21 protein-coding genes are annotated in these 22,149 nt (G+C 60.7%); 5 read left to right on the plus strand and 16 right to left on the minus strand.

Annotated elements, in window-relative coordinates:
• Positions 1-91 precede the first annotated feature (91 nt).
• From prfB to NXY83_RS13010, 6 genes are all read right to left on the minus strand, one after another.
• Complete coding sequence (prfB, locus tag NXY83_RS12985; RefSeq protein ID WP_258802626.1) at positions 92-1,207, minus strand: peptide chain release factor 2; 1,116 nt, start codon at positions 1,205-1,207, stop codon at positions 92-94.
• Positions 1,208-1,269: 62 nt separating this feature from the next.
• On the minus strand, positions 1,270-1,716 hold the full coding sequence (locus NXY83_RS12990) for a pilus assembly protein TadG-related protein (RefSeq protein WP_258802627.1): 447 nt from the start codon (positions 1,714-1,716) through the stop codon (positions 1,270-1,272).
• Positions 1,713-2,225 carry a hypothetical protein gene (locus tag NXY83_RS12995; protein WP_258802628.1) on the minus strand — a complete coding sequence of 171 codons (513 nt, stop codon included), beginning with the start codon at positions 2,223-2,225 and terminating at the stop codon, positions 1,713-1,715. Before NXY83_RS12995 ends, NXY83_RS12990 begins: the two co-directional genes overlap by 4 nt.
• Before the next feature lie 43 nt (positions 2,226-2,268).
• On the minus strand, positions 2,269-2,685 hold the full coding sequence (locus tag NXY83_RS13000; RefSeq protein WP_258802629.1) for a TadE family protein: 417 nt from the start codon (positions 2,683-2,685) through the stop codon (positions 2,269-2,271).
• A gap of 4 nt (positions 2,686-2,689) precedes the next feature.
• Positions 2,690-2,899: a hypothetical protein gene (locus NXY83_RS13005; protein WP_397427201.1), complete on the minus strand. Its 210-nt coding sequence runs from the start codon at positions 2,897-2,899 to the stop codon at positions 2,690-2,692.
• A 261-nt stretch (positions 2,900-3,160) separates the two neighbouring features.
• Positions 3,161-4,402, minus strand: coding sequence for a phospholipase D family protein (locus NXY83_RS13010; RefSeq protein WP_258802630.1), 1,242 nt, complete (start codon positions 4,400-4,402; stop codon positions 3,161-3,163).
• Positions 4,403-4,520: 118 nt separating this feature from the next.
• Here NXY83_RS13010 and NXY83_RS13015 point away from each other — a divergent pair, with 118 nt between their 5' ends.
• Positions 4,521-6,146: an Eco57I restriction-modification methylase domain-containing protein gene (locus NXY83_RS13015; protein ID WP_258802631.1), complete on the plus strand. Its 1,626-nt coding sequence runs from the start codon at positions 4,521-4,523 to the stop codon at positions 6,144-6,146.
• A gap of 570 nt (positions 6,147-6,716) precedes the next feature.
• Here the strand turns inward: NXY83_RS13015 and NXY83_RS13020 are convergent.
• Positions 6,717-7,049: a hypothetical protein gene (locus NXY83_RS13020; protein ID WP_258802632.1), complete on the minus strand. Its 333-nt coding sequence runs from the start codon at positions 7,047-7,049 to the stop codon at positions 6,717-6,719.
• Positions 7,049-8,347 (minus strand): phage major capsid protein, encoded by a 1,299-nt coding sequence (locus NXY83_RS13025; protein WP_258802633.1) that lies wholly within the window; start codon positions 8,345-8,347, stop codon positions 7,049-7,051. The genes NXY83_RS13020 and NXY83_RS13025 overlap by 1 nt, the downstream gene beginning before the upstream one ends.
• A 1,003-nt stretch (positions 8,348-9,350) precedes the next feature.
• Between NXY83_RS13025 and NXY83_RS13030 the strand changes: the two genes are divergently transcribed.
• Positions 9,351-9,584 (plus strand): hypothetical protein, encoded by a 234-nt coding sequence (locus NXY83_RS13030; RefSeq protein ID WP_258802634.1) that lies wholly within the window; start codon positions 9,351-9,353, stop codon positions 9,582-9,584.
• Here the strand turns inward: NXY83_RS13030 and NXY83_RS13035 are convergent.
• The 7 genes from NXY83_RS13035 to NXY83_RS13065 all read right to left on the minus strand — a co-directional run bounded on the left by NXY83_RS13035 (position 9,577) and on the right by NXY83_RS13065 (position 15,403).
• Positions 9,577-9,831 carry a hypothetical protein gene (locus NXY83_RS13035; RefSeq protein WP_258802635.1) on the minus strand — a complete coding sequence of 85 codons (255 nt, stop codon included), beginning with the start codon at positions 9,829-9,831 and terminating at the stop codon, positions 9,577-9,579. The genes NXY83_RS13030 and NXY83_RS13035 overlap by 8 nt on opposite strands.
• A gap of 31 nt (positions 9,832-9,862) precedes the next feature.
• A complete protein-coding gene (locus tag NXY83_RS13040; protein WP_258802636.1) occupies positions 9,863-10,045 on the minus strand; it encodes a hypothetical protein in 183 nt (60 codons plus the stop codon).
• Between the two features lie 608 nt (positions 10,046-10,653).
• Positions 10,654-10,851, minus strand: coding sequence for a hypothetical protein (locus tag NXY83_RS13045; RefSeq protein WP_258802637.1), 198 nt, complete (start codon positions 10,849-10,851; stop codon positions 10,654-10,656).
• Positions 10,852-11,010: 159 nt separating this feature from the next.
• Positions 11,011-12,435, minus strand: coding sequence for a recombinase family protein (locus NXY83_RS13050; protein ID WP_258802638.1), 1,425 nt, complete (start codon positions 12,433-12,435; stop codon positions 11,011-11,013).
• 15 nt (positions 12,436-12,450) lie between these two features.
• Positions 12,451-13,329 carry a type II secretion system F family protein gene (locus NXY83_RS13055; RefSeq protein WP_258802639.1) on the minus strand — a complete coding sequence of 293 codons (879 nt, stop codon included), beginning with the start codon at positions 13,327-13,329 and terminating at the stop codon, positions 12,451-12,453.
• Positions 13,326-14,183 (minus strand): type II secretion system F family protein, encoded by an 858-nt coding sequence (locus NXY83_RS13060; protein ID WP_258802640.1) that lies wholly within the window; start codon positions 14,181-14,183, stop codon positions 13,326-13,328. The genes NXY83_RS13055 and NXY83_RS13060 overlap by 4 nt, the downstream gene beginning before the upstream one ends.
• The gene (locus NXY83_RS13065; protein WP_258802641.1) at positions 14,180-15,403 is read right to left on the minus strand and encodes a CpaF family protein; all 1,224 of its coding nucleotides are present in this window, start codon (positions 15,401-15,403) and stop codon (positions 14,180-14,182) included. The genes NXY83_RS13060 and NXY83_RS13065 overlap by 4 nt, the downstream gene beginning before the upstream one ends.
• A 685-nt stretch (positions 15,404-16,088) precedes the next feature.
• On the opposite strand from NXY83_RS13065, the gene NXY83_RS13070 reads away from it, so the two are divergent.
• Together NXY83_RS13070 and NXY83_RS13075 are read left to right on the plus strand one after the other, a co-directional pair.
• The gene (locus NXY83_RS13070; RefSeq protein ID WP_258802642.1) at positions 16,089-18,362 is read left to right on the plus strand and encodes a GH25 family lysozyme; all 2,274 of its coding nucleotides are present in this window, start codon (positions 16,089-16,091) and stop codon (positions 18,360-18,362) included.
• A 253-nt stretch (positions 18,363-18,615) separates the two neighbouring features.
• Positions 18,616-20,130, plus strand: a complete 1,515-nt coding sequence (locus NXY83_RS13075; protein ID WP_258802643.1) for a DUF2142 domain-containing protein — start codon at positions 18,616-18,618, stop codon at positions 20,128-20,130.
• 89 nt (positions 20,131-20,219) lie between these two features.
• Here NXY83_RS13075 and rfbA read toward each other — a convergent pair whose 3' ends face one another.
• Positions 20,220-21,089 (minus strand): glucose-1-phosphate thymidylyltransferase RfbA, encoded by an 870-nt coding sequence (gene rfbA / locus NXY83_RS13080; RefSeq protein WP_258806224.1) that lies wholly within the window; start codon positions 21,087-21,089, stop codon positions 20,220-20,222.
• Between the two features lie 57 nt (positions 21,090-21,146).
• On the opposite strand from rfbA, the gene rfbB reads away from it, so the two are divergent.
• On the plus strand, positions 21,147-22,145 hold the full coding sequence (rfbB, locus tag NXY83_RS13085; RefSeq protein ID WP_258802644.1) for a dTDP-glucose 4,6-dehydratase: 999 nt from the start codon (positions 21,147-21,149) through the stop codon (positions 22,143-22,145).
• Positions 22,146-22,149: the final 4 nt, after the last annotated feature.

Consider the following 22,149-nt stretch of genomic DNA (forward strand, 5'->3'; position numbering starts at 1 on the left):
GCCCCTTGACTATACGCAGGAACCCCGGCGTATTACCGGGGTTCCGAGGGCGTGTCGCGGGAACGGGTCCTGACTTGGCCCGGTTGCCGCCCTATTTCGCGGCGTTGCGGTTATCGGTGCGCCAACGGATTCCGGCGTCAATGAAGTCGTCGATTTCGCCATCGAACACTGCCGAAGTGTTGCCCACTTCGTGCTCGGTCCGGAGGTCCTTGACCATCTGGTAGGGGTTGAGGACGTAGGAACGCATCTGGTCGCCCCAGGACGCCTTGACGTCTCCGGCCAGCGCCTTCTTTTCAGCGTCTTCCTGTTCCTTCTTGAGGAGCAGGAGCCTGGACTGCAGGACCCGCATGGCCGCGGCGCGGTTCTGGAGCTGCGACTTTTCATTCTGCATGGACACCACGGTGCCGGTGGGAATGTGCGTGAGGCGGACGGCGGAGTCCGTGGTGTTCACGGACTGGCCACCCGGGCCGGACGACCGGAAGACGTCCACGCGGATTTCGTTGTCTGGAATTTCGATGGAGTCGGTCTGCTCGATGAGCGGGATGACCTCCACAGCTGCGAACGAGGTCTGCCGCCGGCCCTGGTTGTCGAAGGGACTGATCCTGACCAGCCGGTGGGTTCCGGCCTCAACGCTGAGGGTGCCGAAGGCATACGGTGCCTTCACCTCGAAGGTTGCCGACTTCAAGCCGGCCTCTTCGGCGTAGGACGTGTCCATGACCGTTGTGGGGTAGCCGTGGCGTTCAGCCCAACGGAGGTACATACGCATCAGCATCTCGGCAAAGTCAGCAGCGTCCACGCCGCCGGCTCCCGCGCGGATGGAGACCACGGCCTCCCGCTCGTCGTATTCACCGGACAGCAGCGTGACGACTTCGAGCTCCTTCAACGCCTTCTTGATGGACTCCAGTTCAGTCGCCGCCTCCCCCATCGAGGCAGCGTCATCCTCGTCCTGCCCCAGCTCCACCAGGACCTCAAGGTCATCGATCCGTGAAACCAGGTTGTTGAGGCGTTCGAGTTCCGACTGCCTGTGTGAGAGCCTGGACGTGATTTTCTGCGCCGCTGCGGGATCGTCCCAGAGGTCCGGCTCGCCCGCCCGCTCGCTCAATTCAGCGATGTCTTCCTTCAGAGTCTCCACCTCGGAGACCCGTTCGATGGAATCGTATGTGGCGCGGAGCGCGCGGATCTCAGCGGAAAAATCAATATTGGCCATGGTTGTTTAAGCCTACGCTATCCAGCGAAACGCCCAGGTCCGGCGCCCTCTTCCCGGATTATTCAGCGTGTAAGGCGTGAACGGGCGGTGGACGTTGCTTCAATCCGAATGCCGTCGGGCACCAGAAAGTTCACCACGGGCGGGTGCACGGCAGCGGTGAGAACAACGACGGCGGTGGAGCCGTCGGGCGTTCCTGTCGCCCCTGCCACGGCCAAGGAGTCAAAGCGCTGCGACCCCGGGCTCCGGGAGACAAAATCTGCTGCCACATTTCGAACCCTCGCCGAATTCAGCATGGCTGACGGGCTGCCGCCCTGCGAATCGACCTCGCCGAGGGTGTAGCTGTCCGCTGCCGCAAGTGACGCGCCGTCCGCCAGGGACAGCAGCCTCTTGTGTTCCAAGTAGACGGCTGAGATGCCCATGACAACGGTTGCCACCAGCAGGGCCAGCGCAACGTAGCCAAGGATCATCACCATCATCTGCCCTTCCTCATCCGCCTTACCGGTTCTCATCTGAATCTGCCCACCAACTGGGTGGCGGACGCCTCCACTTCAGTGGCAGACAATTGGAAGCCGTCACCGAACGGGACAAACGGCAGGGGAACTGTCAGCCTCACGCTTGCGGTCACCACCGTGCCAGCGGCCTGGCAGTCGGCGGGCATGCAGCTCATGACCAGCCGGGCCTCTTCGGGCCGGTGCCCGAAGTCGGCAAGCGCGATGGCCACTGCCTGTTCCGCGGCCGCTTGCGCTGAGGAAGCGTCAGGCTGTGCGACGTAAACCTTTGCGGCCTGGTCAGCTGCACCGACCACGGCAAAGGAACCGCCCTGGATCTGCCCCACCGTGATGATGAAGTAGACCAGCGGAACCATCAGCAGGAGAGCAAGGAAGGTGAACTCAACAACCGCACTCCCCCGCTCGTGCCCGCTATCGTGCTTTCTTGCCTTTTGTTGCAGGAGACCTGCATTGCCCCATCGGATCTTTAGCGTCTGGCGCCCTCCAACGAAGACGGTACCGGGGTCCATGCAAAGCGCCTCGCGCAGCCGTACCTTCATCCGCCGCTGGGCATCAGGGCTGCAGCGCGGCATGGCCTTTCACCTCCAGCAAGTCCCGGGGACCGATCAGACCAATAACCGGCATTGGCGCCCGCACAGTCACTTCCAGGGTCCGGAGGCCCTGTACCGTCACCTCGCTGGTACTGACCTGCCCGGCAAAGCCGGGATTCAGCGCCGTCACAATGAGGGTGCGGGTCCGCTCTTCCGCGTCGACGGCGCCACGGTCTGCCAGGGATCCGTACCTGGCACCGGAAGCGGCGGCATCGATCAGGGTGTTGCGGACGTGCAGAACGAGCGTGAGTTGGATGATCGCCAGGAAAAACATCGTGAGCAGTCCCCCGACCAGGACAAAATCCACCACGGCCGAGCCCCGTTCCCTTGTTTCCGGCAGTTCGAGCGCACTGTTGGATTCCCGGGCGAACCACGGCATGGGTTTAGCTGCCGACCTTGTCCATCGCCTGGTTAAACATTGCTTCAAGCGCCGGGCCGGCGAGCGCCAGGAGGGCTGCCACCAACACAGCGGACATCAGGGTAATCATGACCCAACCGGGCACGTCTCCCCGTTCCGGGTGATCATTCGCCGTGCGGAGTGAAGCGGTCAGTGCCAGGAACATCACTGTGCAGCGGATTCCCAGGTTTTTCATTTCTTCCTCTTTCTCAATGATTCCAATGTTTGTTTGGTCTTTTGCGTGCTTCGGGTCCCCTTGTTCCCGGTCTCATTTAGAAGCCCAGGCTGATAGCAGCGATCCCGGGAAAGACGGCGAAAACGACGGTCAGCGGCAGCACACCGAAAACGAGTGGGACCCCGGTCGTGCACCGCTAGCGTTTCCCGTTGACGCAAAAAAAGGGGCGATCCCAGAGCATGCGAACGGAAGTCACACAGTTCTGGAATCGCCCCTGCTCACTTAGGGCATGAACGGTCCTACGATGTGCGGGGAAATTATCAGGCGATACCTGCCCGCCCAGATGCGCTCTAGGGTTATCACCTCGTCGACGAAGTTACCCTGCCTGAGAATCTGCGAGAGCGGACCCCAGTGAAGCACTGTCGGAACATTCCCCTGCCCTGCAATACGGTGAGGCGCATGGGAGACGACGATCGGCACCATGCCATAAGACTGCCCATCGATGTAAACGTCGAATTGCACGGACACCTCGGCTACTGTTGGGTCGTTGGGCCTAGGAGCCCATGGCAACCCGCTGAAGAACACCTGCTCGAAGTATGTTTTGTGCTGGATCGGGAACCCTTCCTGGGAGAGTCGAAGATTCCCAGTCGGATTGCTTCGTTCGCTCGGCGGCTGCTGCGCGGCCGTCTTGTCCATCGTCTTAAACCACCTTTTGACCACGAAGGCGGCAGGAAGTTGAGCAGGCATACCGGTAAGTGTTGGGCGCCTACCCGGTCCTTGCGTAGGAACCGGGCTGGCCAACGGTGACCGTGCCCGTGCGGTCGGACCCGAGCCAGGAAGTAACGGCAGCCGTCGCTTCTCAGTGGCACTTCTGCCGAATAGGTCAGGAACAATGCCGTGACTTACGGCGTCGTCGTCCTCGGGTTCATCACCCCTGGATGATGCGGGCCGTCTCGCAATGTCCTCGTCTTGGATGCGTAAGGCAGGGCTCGCGAGGATCTGCGGCATGGTCGAGGCATTCAGGGGTATGCAAACGTTGGTATCTGCTACAAGGTTTTTGTAGTAATCCATGACCGACTGGTACAAAGCTTCGTCGTCGGCCTCGTCGCGATCTAGGTCAATCCAAAGAGCAGCCTCATAGTTCCACGCCAGTCCTCCGGCGGTCATGTTGTTGGAGCCGATAAAGAGGCTGGCTTTCGATGATCCACTTGCAACATAGACCTTTGGGTGGAAGGTCCTTCCAGCGTCATGGAAAACGTAAGCGTCATGTATCGTCGTCGCCAGGATGTCAAGGCCCTGCTCTGACGCCCCGCCTTCGCTAACGCCGACTACCGCATGGGTTTTGTTGCCGGGTCGATTGCCGAAGGAGTGCAACAGCGGTTGGATGCGACCCAGCCCGCTCTTTTTGGCCCAGGCAACCACCATGTGGAACTCTGTATAGGCGCTGCTGACGCTGATGTGGTCAAACCAATCGGCCAAGTTGGATTGATCGGCATATGGCTGAGGAACAAACTTTATCTTCACTGAGGCAGCGTCTCCCGGAGCCGTGGGAATTCATGGGGAGACGCGCCGGGGAGGCTGGGAAAAGACGGCTGGGCCGCTAGTAAGGTGTGCTACTGAAGAAGCTGAAGTGAGGAATCGCGTGATTACATCGGACAAGGTCTCTGCCGAAAAACTAAGGGGCGGGTTCTATACCCCGGCAGGGCTCGTGAAGGTCTGCTTGGACCGTATACAGTCCTTGACTCTTGACGACCTACCCCTGCGATTTCTGGAACCGAGCGCGGGAGACGGTGCTTTTATTGAGGGCCTAAGCGCCCATGCCCTTCGGGATCGCGTTAAGTCGGTAACGGCCGTTGAGCTTGACGAAGCAGAGGCTCAGTCTTGTTCCTCCCGGCTTGCCTCGACCGAATTCGGGGGCGAGGTAGTTGCTGCGAGCGTGCTGGAATGGGCGGAGGCTACGTCTGAACAGTACGACGTCGCGGTTGGAAACCCCCCGTTCGTCCGATTCCAGTTCGTGAGCGAAGCGGACCGGCAGAGGGCCAGCGCAATACTTGCCAGGGCGGGTGTGGTTGCCACGTCGGTTTCTAACCTCTGGCTCTCCGTTTTCATCTCCGCACTCAAGAAATTGGTACCTGGTGGTACCTTCGCGTTCATACTGCCCGCCGAAGCCCTCATGGGTGTCTCCGCTCAGGGAGTGCGTGCGTGGCTTCTGCGGGAATGCGCTCACGTCAATTTGGACCTGTTTCCGCCTGATTCGTATCCCTCTGTACTCCAAGAAGTCGTTGTTCTCAGTGGACGACTGAAAGCAAGCGGGGCGGCTCCTACCCGCGAACTCCGGGTCAGGGAACACCTGGAAGCCCATAAAGTCGATTGGACGCACGTAGCAAATGAGCGGGCACAAACGTGGACCCGCTATCTCTTGTCTCCGGAGCAGGTTTCGGCCCTCGAGGTGGCGACAAGCCTTCCCGAAGTGGTTCCCCTTAGAACGACCGCAGCGTTCTCAGTGTCAACCGTCACCGGGGCTAATGACTACTTCTGTGCCAGTACAGAAGAGGTCGCATACTACGGTCTTGAGGATTGGGCCACGCCACTGCTCCCAAGAACCCGGCATGCCCCTGGGCTCGACTTCACCCTGGAGGAGCACGGCAGCCTGTCGGAATCTAGTGTCAATGCTTGGCTTGTCCATTTTGCAGCGGACAAGCCAGACCCTCGTCGCAGGGCAAAGGCGGCCCGGTTCATTCAGAATGGTGAGGACCAGGGCTTGGACAAGCGATACAAATGCCGGATACGGGAACCATGGTTTCGGGTTCCTGTGGTGACACCGGGAGCCCTCATGATGGCGAAACGCAGTCACAGTTACCCCCGCGTGGTGATGAATTCCGCATCAGTTGTCACTACCGACACCATCTACCGTGGTCTACCGACGCCCGGTTCACCCTTGAGTCCACGCGGCATCGCGACGACTTTCCACAACTCCTTGACCCTTCTGACGGCGGAGATCGAGGGCCGCAGCTTCGGTGGCGGCGTCCTGGAACTCGTCCCTTCGGAGGTTAGCCGCCTCAGCATTCCCGTCAGTCCGGGCATTGAGGAGCATTTCGAGTCGCTGGACACCATAGCGCGGTCCGTCACATCGCCGGATGACCAGTCGGTCGTAGACGCTACTGACCAAATCCTTATTTCCAGAATCCCTGCCTTAGATGCCGATGTCATGGCGTCCCTCCGGTCTTCGCGTCTTGAGCTGTTGGCCCGGAGAAGGAACAGAAACTAGGGAGCTCAGCACCCCCTGGCCCCTGACCAAATCAATACCCCCGAAACCAAAAAGCCCGGGTGGGCCATGAGTCTGTCAGCAGCGCGAAGCAATGGTTGCACTGGAACACTCGTCGCTTGCCGCGCACTTCGTGGAGAGCATGCGGGCCTGGGTTCTCGCATATGTGACACTCCATCATTAAGTACAGGTTGCCTTTGGCGTCCGCTCTGATGGTCACATACTTAATTGTCGCGGGCTATGGCCTAAAAGAGTAACGGGCCACAGAAATTCTCCCCAAAGCTACAGCCCCCTCACCTCACATCAGGGCTGCACCGGGGACGGGCAGGTCCTAGTGGGGCTTGCCTTGGGCAATCACGCCAGGGCCGCTATTACCGCCCACAGATCGCCGTCTGTGGCGTTGGCTTTACGTCGTCAAAGCCTAGGGCAAAGGGAATCCCACCCGCCGTTCCGTCTGTATCGCGGGTGGGACTTCCTTTTCTGGCGCTGGTGGCGACTGAAAGGCATAAAGCTCGCCGACCATCGATCCCCTCGTCCGGGAAAATGGCAGGAAAACCGGACGGCAGGTGACGTTTACGCCATGCCCTCCTTGGTCTTCTTACCGGCGGAAGGCTTGACCGCCCGCCGTCCGGCAGAAACCCCTTCGTTTACGGTTGCCGCACGAGGGCGCACGCGTGCGGCAACCTGCTCATTCTGAACCTCGACAGCCCAATCCGGGAGCGCCTCCCCCGGCACAAAAACAACCTCATTGCCCGTGTCCGGATGGACAGTGTGCAAATAATCCCGCGAGATACGCCCCGCGCCCCCGCCCGTCGTCAACCCGCCGCCGTGCTCCCGAACCGCCACGGCCTCAGCTTCTTCCCGCTCCATGCCCCGGGCCTCCAGTTCCTCGCTGGCCCGGCTCATCACAGTGCCCCCTGGACAGCGCGGTAAACCGCGAACGCTGCCGGGCGGGCAGGCTGAACATCGCCCCGCCAGTGCGCCACAATGCCGATCTGGCCCGTGTCCGCATACTTCTCGGTCAAAACCTGGATGGTGATCGGCAGCCGCTGGCCGATGAGGAGCTGCTTCCAGTCCCCCACGAACAGGTCGGTGGCGCGGTTCGTCATCGTGCCCTGCGTGTAGGACGGGACCTGGTTCGTCATCAGCCGAGGCAGACCCTCAACGTCCGCAGGCAGCCGCAGGGGCTGGCCCGTCGTGTCGTTCGCCCCTGCGTACTGACGGGCGAGCTTGGCATTCCAGATCAGTGCCGTAGGTTCCTCGTTCAGGTAGCGGACCCGGTAGACGGTATCCAGCACCTCAGCGAAGTAGGTCCCTGCGGTCTGCGCGGTTCCGTTGGCGGCACCGCCCAGAACGCTCGCTGGAAGGACTGCGTTGAGTGCCGCCAGAACACCCCTGGGGTTCGGTGGTGTTGGCAAGTTGATTGAGCCGGCCCCGGTGGTGATGCCGCCGTACAGGGCTGCGAGGTCGAGACGCTGGGCCATGGCCTTGCTGATCGCGTTCTTCACGATCTGGTCCGCGTTGTTCGCGTCCTGGAACCACTCCAACGAACCGATCACGAGAGTGCTCATCGTCGTCGCTGTCAACGTCACGTTGTCGAACGTCGGATCGGACGGCGTGATCACCGATGCCTCGGCACGGAAAGCTGCGGTTGGATCACCAGTCAACCGGCCGATCTTCACCACGCCCGCGTCCATCGGAATGATGGAGGCCCCGGCCTGCATCACGGCCGACTTGTTCCTGGCAAGGTCAATCAGTTCCCCGGCCCAAATCGTGGGGACGACAGCCGCGCCACCCGTAGTAGACAACGCCCGGATCATGTTTCCCAGGTTTCCGTACTGCGACTCGGCGTGTTCCTCGTTCGGCTCCTGATGCGCGGCGACCAGTGGGTGCGACCGGAAGGCCTCACCCGGTTGGAGCGCCGCCCGTTCGCCGGTGGCTTCGTACACAAAGTCGCCGCTGGTTGCCTTACCCCGGCCACCAGTTTCAAGGCGACTCAGCACAGCGTCGGCCGTGGCAGCGTCCTCCTGGAACTTATCGTGCTTACGCAACTGCGCGAAGCAGCTTTCCAGGCGTGACTGCACCTCGTCGAACTCCCGCGCCTCTTCGACGGTCAGGTCCCGCTTTTCAGCTTCGGCCCTTTCCAGGATCGCCTGGCCCGCCGCCTTGTTCTTGTCGATCTGTTCCCAGATCATCGTCTTCATTGTCGATGCCATGATGTCCACGGCCTTTCTTGGAGAGACCCGCACGCCAGCAAAATGGCTGCGGAAATGTGAATAAGGGTCCATGCCCGGAAAACAGGCCCTCAACGCCGCCCAATGGGCCTCAGCAGGTGGGTTTCGCCCGGCCTGCGGCGGAGGTCGCTCCGTCTTTACTGCTATCGGCGGTGGATTTCGTCCTGCCGCTCCGCTCGCTTCCACTCACTGCGCGTCAGGTGGGTTGCGCCCTGCCTGCTGCGGTCCGTGAAAGCTTCGCTCACCTTCAATTTTAACTCTCCGGCCTGACTAATTACAGCCCTGTCATTCGACGCGGGACTCCTTATTCGCCCGGCCGTCCAAGCGGCCGCATCGAGCCAAGGAAATCATCATCCTCATCGTCCCGATCCAATTCGGACGACGCAGCAAGGTCCCGCATCAGCTCCCGCCAAGTCCGTGTTGTGGCCGACAACAGGTGCCAGCGGCCTGTCTCCGGGATCGAATCCAGGAGCCGGGCGTGCATAACGGCCACATCCCCCAAGGCCGTCCCAGCGTCATCCAGCGGCCCGCAGACATGAATGAAACCGCGCGTCGAGGCCTCCACCGGACCCACGCCCTCGTCAGACGGAGGAGCGACCTCCTCGCCCCGCTGCTTCGCCCGGAACCGCGCCTGCGCGTCCGCCTTGCCCCGGCGGCACACGAAACACTTGCACCCGTGCCTCTGATACCCCGACTGCCCGTGTTTGATTCCCGGCAGTGGATCATCCCCAGCCATGCTCTCCTCCTCCATCAGACGTGACTACCCCGGCCCAACGCTCCGGGGGGAAATTGTTGCGGACGGCGCGGTCATCTGCCGGGTCTCTTCCCTAAAAAACCGGCCGTGTTGCGTTCCATCCCATCCCGTCATCCATGGAAGAATCGACTTCCGGAACCCCTGCGCATCCCCCCAACGCGCAGGGGTTCTATCTGTTTCCACTTCCGATTCATCCGCACGGGACGGAGGATTAGCCCCATGAACGCAGAGATAGCTGGGAACGCGTTGCTGGTCATCACTGTCGTGATGGCCGTCTGGTTTCTTCTGGGCTGGGCCATCTACGGCGGCGGAAGGGGGAAGGCAAGGAAGGGCGGAATCTTCGAGGCCCTGTACAAGTTCGTGGTCATACCGTGGCTGGTCACCGCCGCTGCAGGCGTGGTCCTTCTCGGAGTCTTCTGGGGATTCCTGGCTGCCACCGGCAGCTTCAACTGATTCCATCACTCTGAGCGCCGTTCCTGGGGTGCTTCAATTGCACCTGCACGAGCGCGTCGATCACGTCTTCGCGCATCTCAGCCAAAACCAGCATGTACCCGGTGGCAGCGATCAGCATGTCCTCAGCCTCTTCCATCGTTGCCGGGCGCAGTGCGGCCATGGCGTCCCGGTCCCCGCGAAGTTGGGCGCGTGCCCATGCTGCCGCCCTCAGCGCCACGTCCTGAGCATGCTCTGGGTTTGTGATCATGTGGGTCCTTCCTTCTCTGGTGTGGACTGGCTCATTTCGGCCAGTCTCTGCTCGGTTCGGCGGCGAGCGCTCGGTTCTGCCAGCGCCGCATCTCGTCGTGTTCCTGGAGAGCCTTGATCCGGTAGGTTTGCACCATCTCCTCCAGATCAGCCCTCGTGGTCCTGATGCTCATGACCCGGCCCCGGGCGATGGAACTGGCATTCCCGCCAGCCACGCCTCGTCCATAGCCGTGGACCAGCCTTGGGGCACGCCGCCAGCCGACCGATCAGAATTTGAGAATTGTGATTCATTAAGGCTTTCTGTCCTGAGCCTGTCCTGTCCTGTCCTGTCCTGAGAGTCAGCACGGTTGTCAGCATGACCGTCAGCACTTGCGGTGGGACTAAGTGGGTCAGCATGACGGGAGCCAACGTTGTCAGCATGACCGTCAGCATGACTGGGCTTTTGTGCTTGGGTGCAGCGATCAGGCAAACAAGTCGCATGGTTCCCAGCTTCATGCGAGCGCTGCCGCCGCTTGGCCTGCTTATTACTTTCCGTCCGGTTCCGGACCCATGCGGGCGGAGCGTGATCTTCTTCCATGCGGTGGACCACGTAGCCACGCTGGTCGGAGAGGATGAGGCCCGCGTTGACCAGATCTTTGAGGCACTTATCTGGGTCCGGTACATCGGAGCAGCGCCTAGCGTCCACGGACCGGATGAACCCGTCAAAGCGTTTTGTCCTTGAACAAAACTGGATCAGGCACAGATAATGCCAGCGGGCTTCGTATGACAGGTCAGCCAGTACCGGCTGCTCGGTCCATCCGTCGTCAAGCCGAGTCCAGCCCACTTAGAGCACCCGCTTGTGAAGGAGCGAGGCGATCCTGTCCAGTTGCTCGTCGCTGAGTGGAGGCGCTTCGGCTACGACCTTGCTGATGTACTGCTCCAGCTTGGCGGCCGCCAGCTTCCGCCGGGCTTCCTCTGCTGGTTTACCGTTACGGACCCTGACGGCCACTTCGGCCCGTGCCCTGTAAACGTCCTTTGACATCCGACTCCTCCAAAATGCGGTATTGCATTTCAGGGCCTATGTCGGGTGCCCCTTTTTCTTACACTTCTAGCGTAAGCAAGGCCTAACAAGCTACAAAGCAGAGGGACCGGGAATAACTGGATTTCCCGAAATGCGGACTTTTAATCCACAGGGGCCTCTTTAGGCCCTCCACTCGATCTGGATCTGCTCCGGATCGAAGCCATGACCCTTGCCTGCTGGCAGCACGGATACATCCAGCAGGGTCCGGATGATCTGCCGCTTAGTACCCAGTGGCAAGTCAGACCACGCCTCCGCGACATTGCTTGCACCGATCACGGCGGCGGCAGGATTCATTTCCTCAGCGCTGCTGATGGCGCTCTCGATTTCGCCAAGTGCCCTGGTCAATTTCCCGGCCTGCTCACGCACTGCTGAAACCGACATGATGCCTTCTGCAAGCAGTGACGCCAGCCCGTCCCTGCGATCCCGCAACTCCTGGGCCTTAGAACGCAGGTCCGTGGTTGTGTCTCCGGTAGCGAACATGCGAGCGGCGTCCGGCATCGCGAGCCGGGTGACGATCACACTTTGAACAAGGGCGTCGATCTGTTCCAGGCTCCGTTGCATGCAGTATCCGCCCAAGCACCGGTAGACCATGCGCTTTCCCCCGGCTTTGTCAGGTACAGGTGCAGCGAACATCTTCGCCCCGCACTTGCCGCAGACCACGATCCCCGACAGAAGGTACTTCGAGTTGAGGTCGTCAGGGGCTGTCCGGCGGCGCGGGTCTGTCAACATTTCCTTCAACCGGCGGGAGGTCTCTTCGTCAAGGATCGCCTCCCACTGTCCGGCCGCCTCCTGCGGCACCCCGTTGTACGTCCGCGTCCCGGCGTAGCGCTCGCTCAGAAGGACGCGGCGAAGTTGAGTGACGCCCCACAGTCCCCCTTCCTTCAGGACGACCGCCCTGTCCTTCTTGTCCCGGCCAACAGCAGTTGTCCGGAAACCTGCTGCATTCCACTTCCGCACGACACTCGACAGGGTCGCTCCGTTGAGCACTAAAACTGCCGCTTCCTTGATGGCGTCGGCTTCCTCTGGCACTGTGAAAACCCGGCCGTCCTCAGACCTGTCGTAACCAAACGGACGACGGGACCAGAAAGCTTCCCCCTTGCCCGCGCGTTGAGCGTTGGCGGCCTTCTGACGATCACCCTTGTGCTTTGTTTCCATGGCAGCAATAGCGGTCAAAATCTGGGCCACGGCCACGCCAGTCGCATCCCCAAGGTCCAGGGAGACTCCGTGTACACACGCGATGTTCACCCGATGCTTTTGCCCCGCGTCGATGATGCGGGAGAGATCCTTCATGGACCGCGTCAGGCGGTCCAGGTGCCAGACGACAACACCAGAAACAAGTCCGCGATCAATGTCCCCCAACAGCCTTTCAAAGGCGGGGCGGGTCTTTCCTGTCGTGGCGCTGATGGAGTTGTCAGCGTACAGAACTGGGCCGTCCCAGCCCTTCGCTTGGGCCATGAGGCGGCAGTCGGCCTCCTGGCGCTGAACGGCCGCTTCGTGGCCGGTTTTATCTTCGGACTGCCTCACATAAACGGCATGTGTGCCCATGTATTGAGAGTACTACTAGACGCTGACAACCGGCACCATCATGGCGATCTCTTTCTTGCCGGCAGCTTCCATCAGGTCCCGTTTGGCGGTGTCACGGACATCCTGCGCCTGGGCCCTAAGCACATCCGCTAAAGGCGTGCCCCGTTCCACCGCAACAATAATTCCGTCTACAAACCTGACCAGCGGTGCCAGATCGGTGCGTGAGGAAAACTCCTGCAGTGCGAGAACGAGTGGCTTGCCCGCCCGCGTCTCGGCGAGGATTTTCGAGAACTCCCCCGCCAGTTCCCCGTTCGCGCTTCTGCAGACCCGGTCCAAGGCGCCGGTGGCACTCTCCCCGGCACTGACGGCCAGTGCCATCAGCTCTGCAAGGCTTGGGAATTCCGCCATCATCTTCGCTTCCCGGCGACGGACCTGGACGCCCAGCCAATAATCACGCAAAACGAAACCAGCCAGCGCACTGCCGATGACGACCAAGGCCGCGAACAGTGGACTAAGTCTTCCGGCAGCGGCCCCAACAACGGTGAGGCCCAATGAGAGTGCAAATCCCGCGGCCGCCCACAGCAACTGTTCGGCTCTGAAATCGATCGCCGACTTCCTCATTCCAGCCTGGGCCAGCCGGCGGACAGTCGCACCCGGGGAAGGGCTCAGCTTGCCCAGGGTCGCAAGGCCATCATGGATGACGGGGCGCAGGATCCTCTCGAGCGGCCCGAAGGGCATCAGCGTCTGCTCTCCTGATCGCAACAGCCGCGACTCAATATTCTGGGACTTGAGCTGCGGCTCGATCCGCTCGGCAAAAGTTGTTGCCCTCATAAAGGGGGACCTGAAGATGACCAGCCACAGTCCAACGCCCAGAGCAACGCCGCAGATGACTGTTGCCGGAGAGAAAAGGGTCACCGAAGTACCCTTTCGTCCTGTGGAAGAGCGCCTATCTTCAGCATGGCTGAGTAGCAAATCAACGAGACCACCAGCCCTCCAAGCAAGACCGCCGCGCCCATTGGTGTGTTGTATGCCTGGACCGCTTCCGGCCGTGTTGCGAGGAGAATCATGACGATCCAGGGCGCTGCTACGGCAAGACGTGCGGCGTTTACCGTCCATGACTGTCTGGCTTCCAGTTCGCTGCGGGTGCGCGCGCTCTCCCGCAGAAACTCAGCCAGGGTTCCGAGTAGTTTGCCCAAATCAGATCCTCCGACCTCCCGCGTCAGGCGCAGGGCTTCCACGATCCGGTCGGCGACTGGGTCTGCCAGCTTGTGTTTGAGTTTGTTCAACGATCCGTCGAACTGTCCCCCGGCACGGTAGTCGGCACCGAACTCCCGAAAGACTGGCCGCAGTTCTTCAGGTCCTTTGTCTCCAAGCTGGATGAGGGCCTCCGGCAGCGGCAGACCGGCCCGTATCGCGGACCGGAGGTGATCGACGACGTCCGGCCAGAGCTGTCGCAGCATGGCACTGCGCTTTTTGGCACGCCATCGCAGGATTGTAATGGGCAGCCAGCCTGCGAAGAGTCCGAAACATGCCGCGATAGGCCAGGTGCGGTTGATTGCATAAAAGACTATGACCACAAAAAGTCCGAGGCCGAGGCATGTGCCCACCAGCCCCGCTGCCGACACTTTGTCAACACCCGCAGCCGCCAGGAGTTCGCCTAAACGGCTCGTCTTCCGCTCCCGCTGCCCCTGCGGGGGCGACTCCCAGAACGACCACCAGATAAGGAAGAGTCCGGTGCCCCCTGCTACTCCCAGTAAGGCCGAGATCATCGGGGGTCCAGCAGCGCAGCAACGTCGTAGCCTGCCCGGGAAAATTTTTCCGCCTCGGGCATTGCGTTAGCGCGTGGCTGCAGGACGCCGTCGACCATGGCGAAGACGGGGGATGATTCAATAATGCCGTTTTCCACGCGGCGTCCAAGGGACAGAATTTCGGTGACCTCCCGCCTTCCGTTCGCGTGACGGCTGCAATGGACCACAAGGTCAATGCAGGATGCGACGGTGGGAACGACGAAGGCGCTGGATATGTTTTCTCCGGCCAACAGAGGAAGCGTGCAGATTTTGGTTACTGCGTCGTGGGCAGAATTTGCGTGGACGGTACACATACCGGGCAGGCCCGAGTTCAAGGCGATCAGCATGTCAAGGCTCTCGGCTTCCCGCACCTCGCCAACCACCAAACGGTCGGGCCGCATACGCAGCGCTTCCTTCACCAGCCGGCGAAGCGGAATCTCGCCTTCTCCTTCCAGGTTCGGCTGGCGGCACTGAAGCCCCACAACGTCCCTCAACGGGAATTGCAGCTCGAAGATCTCTTCAACGGTGATTACCCGTTCCCTGCTTCCGATACTGGCCGCAAGGCAATTGAGCATCGTGGTCTTGCCTGCCTGCGTCGCCCCGGAGACCAGGATGTTAAGGCCGCTGGATACTGCCGCGCCGAGGAACCGGGCGGATTGTGGCGTCAAGGTGCCCAGTTCTACGAGATGCTCGAGCCGGCTGGCCTTGACCACGAACTTCCTGATGTTGACTGCCCAATGCTTGCGGGTCACGTCTGGGATGACCACGTGAAGCCTCGAACCGTCCAGGAGTGCGGCATCGACAAAAGGCGACGACATGTCCAGCCGGCGACCGGAGCTCTTCAGCATCCTCTCGACCAGGTCCCGGACCTGCTGCTCGGTGAGGCTCAGCGAGGTCAGTTCTGATTCACCGTTGCGGGCCACAAAGATTTCGTTGGGGGCGTTGAGCCAAATCTCTTCAATGGAGGGGTCGTCCAGCAGGGGCTGGAGGACCCCGAATCCGGCAACTGCATCGAAGAGGAACTTCCGCGCCGAGTCCAGGGGTCCGAGGGGTGGAAGTGGTGCTATAAGGGCCCGCTCGTCATAGTCCGTTACCGCGGCCTCGACAAGACGGCGGACCTCACCGGCTTGATGCAGCGGATCCAGCCCCCGCCGACGGATAAGCTCGCGGACCTCATCCTCGACAATTCCCAGCGCGTCCATATGTTCCCCAATACAACTGCCGCCCCCGGCGGAGGCAGTGCAACTGGGATAAAGACTAGGGACCACACAAGACGCTGCCAAGTCCCAAGGATCGTCTGTGGATAAGCGCAAGATCACCACAGGATCAACACATGCACCAGCAGCATCACTGTTTCCATCAGCAACACGGTGCTATGGTGAGCGCGTTAAGTGTCAGAAGTCCCTGGCCGGCTGATTCCTGGGGGAACCAGCCGGAGCAGCAACCCAGATGAGCGCTCGGGGGAGCGCCACATTGTCTTCGGAGCAAAAAATGAAGCGGAACCCGTCTCAGTCCCGTCACCCCGTCGTGAAATCCTTGGGCATAGTATTGCTGGCCGCTTCCTTGGTAGCTGGCCCAGGTCTGGCGGGCAACGCGTCCGCTGTTGAGCCTGCACCGGCGCCGCCAACTTCCTCCGCGACGAGCGACACCCCACAACCAGTGCCGTCTACTCCGTCAGATCCGACGTCGACCCCCTCCCCCGAAGAAACAGCAGCTCCGGAAGCGCACGCTGCTACCTCCTCCACAGAGGCCGCAGTGTCCATGGCCGAAGCAGTTGGCATCGGGGGTGCCGAGATGGGGCAGCGGTCCGCTCGCGTCACCGCGACGGCTCCTTCCAATTCCTTCAGGCGGCTAAGCACGGAGTCGCTGTCCACCCAAGGCACTTGGATGCCCACTTTCGGTATCCAGGGACTGGACGTCAGCGGGCACCAACCGAGCGTGGACTGGCAGCAGCAGTGGAACATGGGCGCTCGCTTTGCCTACGTTAAAGCGACAGAGGGCAACTACTACAAGAACCCCTCCTACAGCTCCCAGTACCAAGGCTCCAGGAACATCGGTATGATCCGTGGCGCGTACCATTTCGCTATCCCAAACTGGTCCTCGGGAGCCGATCAGGCCCGTTACTTCGTCCAGAATGGCGGGGGTTGGACTGCCGACGGGTACACGATGCCGCCTGTGTTGGACTTCGAATTCAACCCCTACGAGGGCCGGACCATCAACGGTTTCTACTTCGGCAACACTTGCTACAACATGTCGCCCGCACAGCTGACCTCGTGGGTGCGTGATTTCGGCAACACCATGCAGGCGCTGACCGGCAGATTGCCGGTCATCTACACGAATACGAGTTGGTGGAACCAGTGCCTCGGGAACCCTGCCGGTTTCGGCGACTACCCCCTCTGGGTTGCGGCCTACCCCAGCTCCCCTACCAACAATGCCGGACCGGTCCCAACCGCAAGTTGGAGCACTTACAGCATGTGGCAGTACAGCAGCACCGGCCCCTTCGCTGGGGACTCCAATGTCTGGAACGGCGACTACTCCCAGCTGAAAACCTTCGCAACTGGTTTCGCCCCGCCGGCTCCGACAGACCGGACCCGAAAGCTCGTGTCGCCCGGTGACTTTGACGGTGACGGAAAAGCTGACCTGATCAAGCGGGAAAGGGATGGCACTCTCTGGTTCTACGCCGGCGACGGAACAGGAAAGTTCGGTAGCGGACGTAAAATTGGAGACTTCGGTTGGGACGCGTTCGACCGGATTTTGGGAATCGGCGATTTCAACGGTGACGGCAAAAATGACTTGCTGGCGCGAAAAATTGAAGGCTCTCTGTGGTTTTACGCGGGCACAGGGGCTGTATCTGCTACATCGACCGGTTATGCACGCGGGGTCAAGGTTGGTGATTTCGGCTGGGAAGCTTTCGACAGCATCCTGGGTGTCGGTGACTTTGACGGTGACCTGAAGCCCGACCTTCTTACCCGACTGGGCAACGGCGACCTCCACCTCTACTCCGGCACGGCTACCGGCAAACCGGGGCAAGTCCGGAAAATCGACTTCGGTTGGCAGGTCTTCAATCAGATTTTCCCGCTCAGGGATTTTGACGGAGACGGAACCAATGATCTGGCCGGCCGGAAGCCGGATGGCACGTTGTGGCTGTACTCCAACTCCGGAAGCGCTGTCCTGAAAAACGGCCGCCAAATCGGCACAGGCTGGGACATCTACGATTCCCTCATCGGCACAGGAGACGCCAACGGCGACAGCATGGCGGACTTTGTCGCCAATGATCCTGCCGGAGCGGTGTACTTCTACGCTGGGACGGCCATGAAGGATCTGGGCTACGAGGCACCTAGAAAAATTGGCAACTTCGGCTGGGAAGTGTTCGACGCCCTTGTGGGAACCCAGGATTTCAATGGTGATGCAGTAGCGGACCTGCTTGCAAGAAAACCGGACGGAACGCTTTGGTTCTACCCCGGCACCGGAACCGGAGCGTACGGCGCCGGTAGGCGCGTGGGCGAGTTCGGCTGGGAAACGTTCAACGCACTCATCGGCGTCGGTGACTTTTCCGGCGACGGTAAGCCGGACCTGATCGCCCGCGGCAAGGATGGAACGTTATGGCTCTACACTGGCACCGGAAGCGTTAACTCAACGAGTAACGGCTACTCAGCTCCCATCCGCATTGGCAACTTCGGCTGGAACGTCTTCACCGCCCTGACCGGCGTCGGTGACTACAACGGCGACGGCAAGAACGACATCCTGGGGCGGATGGGCGACGGATCCTTGTGGTTCTATGCGGGTACCGGACGCGTGGACGCAAGCAACACCGGCTACCGGGGTGCGGTCAGGGTCGGCGAATTCGGTTGGGAAATTTTTGACCGGATAATTGGTCCGGGGGACGTTAACGGCGACGGCAGGGCGGATCTTCTCGCGCGTAAACCCGACGGTACGATGTGGCTCTACCCCGGGACCGGCAGCGGCTATCCAGGATCTTCACGAAGGATCAGCACAGAGTGGATGGCATTTGACGCAATTACAGCAGCATCCAACCTGACTGCGGATGCTATTCCAGACCTTGTCGCCAGGAGAAACGATGGGTCACTGTGGATTTTCCCCGGGACCGGGATGCGCCCCACAGAAGGCTACCTGGGCCGCAGCTTTGCAGTCAGCTTCTGATTGACAGCAACAGGTAAAGGCGGACTGCGCGCATAACATCTGAGCAGCCCGCCCTTTCCAGTCGCTGCGTGGCTGGGTACCGCTTTCTTCAGTCCGCTAGGAACAGTAGTTGATGGTAAGTTCAAGAGTTATGCCCTCTACGCTTAGCGGAGTGCGGTGGACCTCTGTTCGCTCACGGCCGTTTTTCCTGCCTGTCTCAATTTTCCTTATACTCGGGGCGCTGACGAGTCTTTGGGCACTCGCATCGCCCCTGATGACTGTTCCGGACGAGCCCGCACACGCCATCAAAGCCGCCGGCGTTGTGCGCGGGCAGGTGCAACCCCAGACCGAAGGACCGCAAGGTGAGCCGGTGACTGTCTGGGTCCCCGCTTATTTTGCGGAATTGGGCGCGCAGACCTGCACCGCCTTCAAGCCCGATCTAACTGCCGCGTGTGCCCCTCCAATCGATCCGGAAAGCACTGCACCTACGCAGGCCAAAACGACGGCGGGCAACTACAATCCGCTCTACTACGTGTTGGCAGGACTGCCGTCCAGGTTTATGGATGGAGCCCCAGCGCTCTACGGCATGCGGATAGTCAGCGGGCTGGTTTCCGCGGCCTTCCTGGCTATGGCGTTTGTAGCAGCCACCCGCCTCCGACACAGCCTGTGGCCTGTAACAGCGTCAGCCGTTGCCCTTACACCAATGGTTCTGTACCTAAGTGGCTCGATCAATCCCAATTCATTGGAGATCGTGACCACGATCGCGTTTTTCCTTAACCTTTGCCTAGTCCTGGATAAGTCCAAATCACTCTCCACCGTGCGTGCTCCCATGGTCGCCGTAGGACTTTCCGGGGTGGCGTTGGCGAACACGCGTTCCCTGTCCCTAATCTGGCTCACAGGGGCCTTCTTTGCAGCATTGATCATTTTCGGTTGGCGTCCGTTTGTTGCGGTGCTGCGGAACAAGTTGGGTTTGTCCATGACCGCGCTCGTGGCTGCCGGGTGTGCAGCAGGGCTGGGGTGGCTTGTAATAGCGGACAGCCTGAAGAGCCTGGGTGGTGCACCCAGCACGACGACGCCTGACCAGGCCTTCGCGCACATGCTTGACTCAACCTTTAATTACGCCAACGGCTACATAGGGATTATGGGGTGGCTGGACACGCCGGCGCCCTCAGGAGTCCAGATTTTCTGGCACCTGACATTTGGGGCGCTTCTACTTGCGGCACTCAGCAGCACTTCCCTCCGCAACTTGGCGGCGATACTGCCTATTGCCGCAGCAGTGGTATTGCTGCCGCCTATTTTGCAATCACAGGCTATCGAAGAGCTGGGTTACATCTGGCAGGGCCGCTACCTGCTCGCGCTGGTGGTTCTCCTCCTGGTGGTTTGCGGGGTAACCCAGCGTGACCAGTCATTCCGTAACTCGCCTAAGGCGCGGTCGTTAGCGGTCTGGGTTCTTTGCGGCGCTGTCGTGGCGCACCTGTACGTCTTCCTGTATGCCCTCCGGCGCTTCACCGTGGGGCTGATGCCACTGCACACAAACTGGACTGAGATGGCGGAGCCGCTTTGGCAGCCTCCGCTCACTTGGCAGGGACTTTCCGCCCTCTACGTGGCAGCGCTGCTTATTGGCGCGGTACTCATCTACCGGCACCTCTTTCCTCCGCGGGGAGTCCCAGTGCCAAGCGCTGCAATTTCGCACTCCAGGGCAGGAGCGGCTGAGCGGGAAAAAGCGCCCACTGGACGAAGAGCAGCGACTTCTTTTCCTGCAGAAGACGCCATGGCCCAGCAGGGATAGTTCAGGAAACAGATGAAAGGCGGGGGCGCATCAGCTGATGCGCCCCGCTTTCCTACTATCCGGGCCGGGTGTCCTTTACCTGCTGCAGGCTAGTGGCCAAATTCCAGAAGCTGCAGCAGGTAAGAACCGTAGCCGCTCTTCACAAGGCCTTCTGCCCTTACGCGAAGTTCATCGTCGCTCAGGAAACCTTGGCGCCATGCGATTTCTTCGGGAGCACCAATTTTAAGCCCCTGGCGGTTTTCTGTCGTTCGTACAAAGTTGGATGCATCGTTGAGGTCGTCAAAGGTGCCTGTATCGAGCCAGGCGGTACCCCTCGGTAGAATCTCGACTTTCAGCTTCCCGCGCTCCAGGTAGGTGCGGTTTACATCTGTAATTTCCAGCTCTCCCCTAGCTGAGGGCTTGAGGTTGCGGGCGACTTCTATGACCTCGTTGTCATAGAAGTACAAACCAGGCACGGCGTAGTGGCTCTTCGGTTCAGCGGGCTTCTCTTCAAGGGAAATCACCTTGCCGGCTGAATCGAACTGTACAACTCCGTAGGCTTTCGGGTCCGCCACCCAGTAGCCAAACACAGCACCGCCGTCGATGTTCTCAAACCGGCGCAGTTGAGTGCCCATCCCCTGCCCGTAAAAGATGTTGTCGCCCAGAACGAGCGCAACAGTGTCGTCCCCAATGTGGTCCGCTCCAAGCACGAAAGCCTGGGCGAGGCCGTCAGGCGAGGGCTGCTGCCTGTAAGTGATGGAAACTCCGAAACGTGAACCGTCCCCCAGCAACCGCTCGAACTGTTCGCTGTCGTGAGGCGTCGTGATAATAAGGATGTCCCGGATACCTGCCAGGATCAGCGTGGAGAGCGGGTAGTAGATCATCGGCTTGTCGTAGACGGGAACCAACTGCTTGCTGACCCCCAGTGTGATGGGGTGGAGCCTCGAGCCGGTACCGCCGGCAAGTATTATTCCGCGCATGTCCCCCATCTTTCCCTTCGCCAAGTGCAGCGGGCAAATCCGGTACCCTTGGGAATTATGCAGCGACTTCTTGTTACCGGCGGCGCCGGCTTCATCGGCTCCAACTTTGTCCACTACGTTTTGGAAAACACGGACTCCCACGTCACCGTGCTGGACAAGCTGACCTACGCCGGCAACCTCGAATCGCTCCGCGGGCTGCCCGAAAAGCGTTTTGAATTCGTTCACGGCGACATCGCTGATGCGGAACTGGTGACCCGCCTGGTGGCCGACACCGACGTCGTAGTCCACTACGCCGCCGAGTCGCACAACGACAACTCCCTGCATGACCCCCGCCCGTTCCTGGACACGAACATCATCGGCACCTACACGCTGATCGAGGCCGCCAGGCAGCACAACAAGCGCTTCCACCACATCTCCACCGATGAGGTGTACGGCGACCTGGAACTCGATGACCCCGAGCGGTTCACGGAGCAGACACCGTACAACCCCTCCAGCCCGTACTCCTCCACCAAGGCCGGCTCGGATCTGCTGGTCCGCGCCTGGGTGCGTTCCTTCGGGTTGCAGGCCACCATCAGCAACTGCTCCAACAACTACGGCCCGTACCAGCACGTGGAGAAATTCATCCCCCGGCAAATCACCAACGTCATCGACGGAATCCGCCCCAAGCTCTACGGCAAGGGCGAAAACGTCCGGGACTGGATCCACGCCAACGACCACTCCTCTGCGGTCATGGCCGTCATCGCCAAGGGCCGGATTGGGGAAACCTACCTGATCGGAGCCGACGGGGAAAAGAACAACAAGGATGTCGTTGAACTGATCCTCAAGCACATGGGCCAGGCCCCCGACGCGTACGACCACGTGGTGGACCGGCCGGGCCACGACCTCCGCTACGCCATCGACTCCACCAAGCTTCGCGATGAGCTGGGCTGGGAACCGCAGTTCTCCAACTTCGACGCCGGCATCGAAAACACCATCGCCTGGTACCGGGACAATGAGGACTGGTGGCGGCCGCAGAAAGCCCAGACAGAAGCCAAGTACAGAGAACAGGGCCAGTAACCGA

The organism is Pseudarthrobacter sp. NS4, from assembly GCF_024758005.1.
Lineage (GTDB): Bacteria > Actinomycetota > Actinomycetes > Actinomycetales > Micrococcaceae > Arthrobacter.

Excerpts from the sequence above, each read along its gene's own strand:
- NXY83_RS13020 (WP_258802632.1), bottom strand. The coding sequence starts at position 7,049 with ATGAGCCGGGCCAGCGAGGAACTGGAGGCCCGGGGCATGGAGCGGGAA.
- NXY83_RS13005 (WP_397427201.1), bottom strand. The coding sequence starts at position 2,899 with ATGAAAAACCTGGGAATCCGCTGCACAGTGATGTTCCTGGCACTGACC.
- NXY83_RS13060 (WP_258802640.1), bottom strand. The coding sequence starts at position 14,183 with ATGATCTCGGCCTTACTGGGAGTAGCAGGGGGCACCGGACTCTTCCTT.
- NXY83_RS13070 (WP_258802642.1), top strand. The coding sequence starts at position 16,089 with ATGCCCACTTTCGGTATCCAGGGACTGGACGTCAGCGGGCACCAACCG.
- NXY83_RS12995 (WP_258802628.1), bottom strand. The coding sequence starts at position 2,225 with ATGGACCCCGGTACCGTCTTCGTTGGAGGGCGCCAGACGCTAAAGATC.
- NXY83_RS13075 (WP_258802643.1), top strand. The coding sequence starts at position 18,616 with ATGACTGTTCCGGACGAGCCCGCACACGCCATCAAAGCCGCCGGCGTT.
- rfbA (WP_258806224.1), bottom strand. The coding sequence starts at position 21,089 with ATGCGCGGAATAATACTTGCCGGCGGTACCGGCTCGAGGCTCCACCCC.
- prfB (WP_258802626.1), bottom strand. The coding sequence starts at position 1,207 with ATGGCCAATATTGATTTTTCCGCTGAGATCCGCGCGCTCCGCGCCACA.
- NXY83_RS13045 (WP_258802637.1), bottom strand. The coding sequence starts at position 10,851 with ATGTCAAAGGACGTTTACAGGGCACGGGCCGAAGTGGCCGTCAGGGTC.
- NXY83_RS13065 (WP_258802641.1), bottom strand. The coding sequence starts at position 15,403 with ATGGACGCGCTGGGAATTGTCGAGGATGAGGTCCGCGAGCTTATCCGT.
- NXY83_RS13050 (WP_258802638.1), bottom strand. The coding sequence starts at position 12,435 with ATGGGCACACATGCCGTTTATGTGAGGCAGTCCGAAGATAAAACCGGC.
- NXY83_RS13000 (WP_258802629.1), bottom strand. The coding sequence starts at position 2,685 with ATGCCGTGGTTCGCCCGGGAATCCAACAGTGCGCTCGAACTGCCGGAA.
- rfbB (WP_258802644.1), top strand. The coding sequence starts at position 21,147 with ATGCAGCGACTTCTTGTTACCGGCGGCGCCGGCTTCATCGGCTCCAAC.
- NXY83_RS13030 (WP_258802634.1), top strand. The coding sequence starts at position 9,351 with ATGAACGCAGAGATAGCTGGGAACGCGTTGCTGGTCATCACTGTCGTG.
- NXY83_RS13035 (WP_258802635.1), bottom strand. The coding sequence starts at position 9,831 with ATGATCACAAACCCAGAGCATGCTCAGGACGTGGCGCTGAGGGCGGCA.
- NXY83_RS13025 (WP_258802633.1), bottom strand. The coding sequence starts at position 8,347 with ATGAAGACGATGATCTGGGAACAGATCGACAAGAACAAGGCGGCGGGC.
- NXY83_RS12990 (WP_258802627.1), bottom strand. The coding sequence starts at position 1,716 with ATGAGAACCGGTAAGGCGGATGAGGAAGGGCAGATGATGGTGATGATC.